This window comes from Paractinoplanes toevensis, assembly GCF_018332695.1.
In the GTDB taxonomy this organism is placed as follows: domain Bacteria; phylum Actinomycetota; class Actinomycetes; order Mycobacteriales; family Micromonosporaceae; genus Actinoplanes; species Actinoplanes toevensis.
Genome location: NZ_BOQN01000214.1, coordinates 1 through 3,632 on the forward strand (window position 1 = coordinate 1; position 3,632 = coordinate 3,632).

Genomic DNA, 3,632 nt, shown 5'->3' on the forward strand with positions numbered 1-3,632 from the left:
GCCGTCGCGAAACATCCGGTATTGCTGTTCACGTCCTTTTCTGATCACCTCGAAACGCCACCTGCCGTCAGGCGTGCCGTAGGCGCCGAGGATCTTCATGGGCCGACCGTAACCGCAGGTCGGAGCCTTGTTCAGTGGTCGCGTGAATGACACCCGTGTGGTTCGAATGCGGTGCGCAGCACGCGAGGCCGATTGCTCCACGGCGACCGTTGTGCTCACCTCGAGCCAGCCATAGTCGGTATCGTATAGTCGGATCCGACTAATGGAGGGAGAGGCTGGATGGCGCGGCGGAAGGTCGCCAACACCCTGGCGCTGGCTGTGCTCGGCCTGCTGCAGGAGAAGTCGATGCATCCCTATGAAATGGCTTCCACGCTGCGGGAACGGGGCAAGGACGGCAGTTTCAAAATCAACACCGGCTCGCTGTACGACACGGTGCAGTCCCTCGTCCGGCACGGTTGGATCACGCAGGTCGAGACGGTCCGCGATGGCCGCCGACCGGAGCGGACGGTCTACACCACCACCGAGGTCGGACAGCAGGAGTTCGTCAGCTGGGTCGACGAACTGATCCGTACGCCGGCCACCGAGCATCCGAAGTTCATGGCCGCCGTCTCGTACCTCGGCGCTCTCGGCCCCGAACGCGCCGCCGAGGCCCTCGATGAACGGGCCGGTCACCTCGATCGGCAAATTCATGAGGCTCGGCAGATGCTGGCCGAGACGGTCGGCTCCGGACTGCTGCCCCGCCTGTTCATGATCGAGGCGGAGTACGGGTTGCACGCCCTGGAAGCCGAGCACGCCTGGACGCTGCGGACCAGCGACGAAATCCGCAGCGGCACGTTGTCCTGGCCCGAGTTCGAGCAGACCGACCAGGGGTGGGCCTGGTCCGCCCCCGCCGAGCGAAAGGACGCACCATGATCGATGTCCTCATTGCCGGAGCTGGTCCGGCCGGGCTCATGCTCGCCTACGAACTGCGGCTCGCGGGCGTCGAGACCGTGGTGGTCGAACGCCATGAGAAGCGACCGAGCTACTGCCGCGGGTTCACGCTCAACGCACGCTCGTTGGATCTGCTGGCTCGGCGAGGTCTCGCCGAGCCGCTCATCGCGGAAGGCTGGCAGGTCCCACATGCCGCGTTCACCTCGCTGCCGGTAACTCTCGGTCTCGCGGACGCGTTCACTGATCACCACTACACCCTTGGTGTCCCACAGACCCGGGTCGAGGAGTTCCTGGAGGAGCAGGCGGCCAAGCTGGGTGCCGACATCCGGCGCGGGCACGAATTGCGCGCTCTGGAAGAGACCGAGGACGCGGTCGTCGCGACGGTAGGCGACGAACGTCTCCGAGCCGCGTACGTCGTAGGTTGCGATGGCAGCCGCAGCACCGTCCGCAAGGAGGCCGGGATTGCCTTCCCCGGCACCGAGGCCACCCGATACTCGCTGCTCGGTGACGTCGGGCTGGCCGACCCCGAAGCGCTGCCGTTCGGCGTGACCACCGGACCCGGCGGGTCGGTATTCGTGATTCCGCGCCCCGGCTACGTGCGGATCATCACCGATGATCCGCAGCCCGATGCTCCGATCACCCTGGAGGCGCTGCAGTCCGCCGTCGACCGAGCGCTCGGCCGGCATGTCCCGCTGGCCGACCCACGCTGGGTGACCCGGTTCGGCGACGCCGCCCGACAAGCGCAGCGGTACGTGCACGGCCGAATCATCCTGGCCGGGGACGCCGCCCACATCCATCCACCGGCCGGCGCGATCGGGGTCAACGTGGCCCTGGACGACGCGTTCAACCTCGGCTGGAAACTGGCCGCCACCGTGCGCGGGACAGCACCGGACCATCTACTTGAGAGCTACCACACCGAGCGGCACGCCGTCGGCGAGAAAGTACTGGCCAGCACCCGGGCCCAGACGATGCTCAGCAACGCCGGCGAGGATCTGCAACCGCTCGTCGACCTGCTCACCCGGATCGCCGCGCACCCGGCCGGCAACCGGGCCTTCGCCGACGCCGTGACCTGCCTCGACACCCGCTACGACATGACGCCGGAAGGCACCCACCCGTGGATCGGCCGGCTCTGCCCCAACCTGCGGCTGACCACCGCCTCCGGGCACACCGACGTGGCCGCACTGCTGTCGGGCGGGCGCGCGGTGCTGATCGACCTGACCGGAATCCATGCGACGAGCCCCTGGGGCGACCGAGTGGACATCGTCGAGGCGACCTGCCACGACCATCCGGAGCTACGGGCCATCCTGCTACGCCCGGACGGTCACACCGCCTGGGTGCACAGCGCCGGCGACGATGTCCCGGACGAGGCGTTGCACTACTGGTCAGGCGGCTGATCTACAACTACGACTGCACCATGACCATTGCGACGCTCCGCTATCCGACACAACGGCCTTCGCATCTCTGCTGCCCGTCCGGGCTCCCCGCGGTCGCCGCAAGTCGCGCAGCGAGCATGGCAATACGTGACCGTTGGTCGTAGGGGGACGGACGTACGGATCCGCCGCCGAGCGGGCGCGCCGGCCAGCGCGCAAGGTGATCAGGAGCTTGGTCCGTCAGTGCACGCTCTTGCCGATGTGAGTGCGTGCCTAATTGCGGATAGAGAGTCTCGAAAGAATGGACTCTATTTCGACGACTTCACGACTGCCGACGCCAAGATCGCGTATCAGCACCAGGCGCCGCCGTCATGGGAGCCGGTTAGCTCGATGCCGTATAGGTCATTGGGCTCCTGAATCTCGCCGGGCACATTGAGGTCGCTCGGGAAAAACACGCCGAAATACACCGTGGTGCCGTCGATCTCCTTGTGGAAGCAGCCGACCGCACCGGAGACGACCAAGCCGGCCGACGGTACGGGGGCCGGATTCTTCCCGTCCGCGTGCCATCGGTCGGCGGCAGCGGTGGCACGGTAGAACGACATGATGGTCTCGCGGTCCAGCTCCGACTGGTATCGCTGTTCGGCATAGGCAAAGCCGTCGTCCGTGTCGCAGCCCGAGTATCGATCCCTCGGCGTCGCGGCGTCGGGATGCGCCGACATGATCGGAAGGTCGGCCAGCACTACCGCAAACCGCTCATCCCGAGTGGAGCAGCCTCCGAGGGGAGTAAGCGGACCGGAGCACCCGATCGAGGCGCCGACCACCAACGCCCCTATGACGGCGAGTCCGGCGGTGCGACGAAGCAGGACGGCAATCACGGTTTTTGAACTGTCGATGAGCATTCGTCGGCCGTATGCGGCCAGGGCTCGACGGTACGGGCTGGTCAAGAAAATCGGCGCCAGCCCATCGGGTGAGCCAGGACGATGATCAGCGTGCCCACGGGGCCCCACAGGCTCGGGACGAACCACGGCCGGTGATCAAGACCCTTGCGGCGGACGAGCCACTGGTTCAGGGGGTAAGAGGCTACGACGATACCCAGCCACACCAACCAGCCCATGTTTCTCATCGCCCCGTACCCTCGTGTAGATCGCCAGGACTCTAGCTTTGCGCGGCCGGCAGGTGCTCCCCTCTTCGGGCCGAAGCCGTATCCCTTCGGTGCCGCAGGTGGGTCCGCTCAGGGTGTTGACCGCTCGGTTACAGCTGGGAGGGCTGTAGTCGCGGCTGGTGGGCTGAGAATACGGATCTGCCGTCTATCGCGCAGCGCTCTGCGGCGAG

Annotated in this window: 3 protein-coding genes; 2 read left to right on the forward strand and 1 reads right to left on the reverse strand. The window is 66.6% G+C overall.

The genetic code is table 11. The annotated features are described in order from the left end of the window. The first annotated feature begins 279 nt into the window (after positions 1–279). Both Ato02nite_RS50605 and Ato02nite_RS50610 read left to right on the forward strand, forming a co-directional pair. Entirely contained in the window at positions 280–912 is a 633-nt protein-coding gene (locus Ato02nite_RS50605; RefSeq protein ID WP_213013911.1) for a PadR family transcriptional regulator, read from the forward strand. Then, positions 909–2,324: an FAD-dependent monooxygenase gene (locus tag Ato02nite_RS50610; protein WP_213013912.1), complete on the forward strand. Its 1,416-nt coding sequence runs from the start codon at positions 909–911 to the stop codon at positions 2,322–2,324. The genes Ato02nite_RS50605 and Ato02nite_RS50610 overlap by 4 nt, the downstream gene beginning before the upstream one ends. A 326-nt stretch (positions 2,325–2,650) precedes the next feature. Here Ato02nite_RS50610 and Ato02nite_RS50615 read toward each other — a convergent pair whose 3' ends face one another. Then, the gene (locus Ato02nite_RS50615) at positions 2,651–3,199 is read right to left on the reverse strand and encodes a hypothetical protein (protein WP_213013913.1); all 549 of its coding nucleotides are present in this window, start codon (positions 3,197–3,199) and stop codon (positions 2,651–2,653) included. Positions 3,200–3,632 lie beyond the last annotated feature (433 nt).

Coding starts and splice junctions, on each gene's coding strand:
- Ato02nite_RS50605 (WP_213013911.1), top strand. CDS start 280: ATGGCGCGGCGGAAGGTCGCCAACACCCTGGCGCTGGCTGTGCTCGGC.
- Ato02nite_RS50610 (WP_213013912.1), top strand. CDS start 909: ATGATCGATGTCCTCATTGCCGGAGCTGGTCCGGCCGGGCTCATGCTC.
- Ato02nite_RS50615 (WP_213013913.1), bottom strand. CDS start 3,199: ATGCTCATCGACAGTTCAAAAACCGTGATTGCCGTCCTGCTTCGTCGC.